Consider the following 1602-nt stretch of genomic DNA (forward strand, 5'->3'; position numbering starts at 1 on the left):
GCCCAAGCACACAGGAATTGCCCAATGGATGACGAACGGAAAACGATCTCCGACCGATGGGCGCCATTGAAGTGCTTGGCAAATGTCGCATTGCTCTTTGCGCCCATCGCTATCGGGCTTGGCATCTTGGCGATGGTTGGTGTCTGCCGGTAATGATCGGGATGTCGATCCCATGGTCACGAGTGCCATCCAGCGAAGCAAGTGAGCTTCGCCAGAATGCTCGGGGAGGCGGAGACGGAACGTGCTCTATGACTTCGCTCTGCCTGGTGCGCGCTTTACCTGTTTCGCCGCAGGCTTGGTCGCGGGCTTGCGGCCAGCGGCGAAATCTCAAACGCAAGTTCCTCGACATCGAGAACGCCATCCGCCACTCGCTGAAGGTGTTCGGCATTCGGCTCGGCAAGGTCGGCCGCGGCGCGATGGAGAAGGCGGTGCGCACCGCCGTTGCCGGCGATGCAATGACGGCGGGGCTGATGGACTGCATGCTTCGTGCACGCGCTGCGCTCTGGGCCGAGTATCTGGTGCTGCACAAGCTGGTTGTCCAGATCGCGATGCACGACGAGCTGTGCCGCCGCTTCATGGCAATCCCCGGCGTCGGTCCCGTGACCGCACTCAGCTACAGCAGCGCCATCGACGACCCACATCGCTTCCGCCGGTCGCGCAACGTCGCCGCCTACTTCGGGCTGACGTCACGCCGATGGCAGTCCGGAACGTCGATCGACGTGCAGGGCCGCATCAGCAAGGCCGGCGATCCCGACGTGCGCCGGGCACTCTATGAGGCCGCCTCGGCGCTGCTCACCCGCTTCAAGGGACGCGACGCGCTCAAGACCTGGGGACTGAAGCTCGCGAAGACGAAATGCCACGCCAAGGCGCGGGTCGCGGTAGCCCGCAAACTCGCCACCGTGATGCATGCGATGTGGCGCGACGGTACCTTCTATGTCGGCGATCCCGACGCATCGGCGCCGGACATTGCCGCGGCGAATGCTGCCAAACTGCAACGGCTGGGCCTCGCGAACTCATGATCATCACCGCTTTATCACCAGCCGGCTGATGGCTCGAACAGCTCAAGGAGGTCCGCGTGAGCGGCAGAGGAATGATACAGACCAGGACAACGGGAAGCACGATATCTTGCCTGTGGCCGCACTGCGCGGACCACGCAGGAATGCCTGTGATGCTGCCCCGTATATCCGATAGCGACATGTGCAGCGACGGTTCGAAATCCGCTCTCTTGCGGTCCAGCCATCCCGTCGCAGAGCACGGAAGAGTGCGCGGCGTATCAGACCCTCGTCACAACGCAAACCTTGCCGGCCTGGCGTGGAACAGAACACGATTACTTATTATGGAGGAGAACCGACGATGGCGAAGACTTGCAAAAACTCGACCCCAAGACCCCAGTATGCGTCCGGGGGCTGCACGTGATGTCAGCTCTTGACGGGATTTTGCGCTTTCCACGCCCATGGCAGGAGTTCGTCGAGGCCGCTGACGGGATGCCCATCGAGCATGCGCTGCAGTACGTCGGCCAGATAGGCATAGGGCTCAACGTCATTGAGCTTGGCAGTTTCGGTGAGAGAGCAAACGATCGCCCAGCGGCCGCCGCCACCATCG

2 protein-coding genes and 1 pseudogene are annotated in these 1602 nt (G+C 62.4%); 1 reads left to right on the plus strand and 2 read right to left on the minus strand.

Going from position 1 to position 1602, the window contains the following annotated elements; genetic code table 11:
• A partial coding sequence (locus ACSQ3E_RS30805; RefSeq protein WP_436125507.1) for a hypothetical protein occupies positions 1-189 on the minus strand: 189 nt, incomplete at its 3' end.
• Positions 190-314: 125 nt separating this feature from the next.
• On the opposite strand from ACSQ3E_RS30805, the pseudogene ACSQ3E_RS30810 reads away from it, so the two are divergent.
• Positions 315-1019: pseudogene (locus ACSQ3E_RS30810) on the plus strand (IS110 family transposase); the annotation flags it as partial.
• A 399-nt stretch (positions 1020-1418) separates the two neighbouring features.
• On the opposite strand, the gene ACSQ3E_RS30815 reads toward ACSQ3E_RS30810, so the two are convergent.
• On the minus strand, positions 1419-1602 hold a 184-nt coding region (locus ACSQ3E_RS30815; RefSeq protein ID WP_436125508.1), incomplete at its 5' end, for a transposase domain-containing protein.

The organism is Aminobacter sp. LjRoot7, from assembly GCF_964252895.1.
GTDB lineage: Bacteria > Pseudomonadota > Alphaproteobacteria > Rhizobiales > Rhizobiaceae > Aminobacter > Aminobacter aminovorans_B.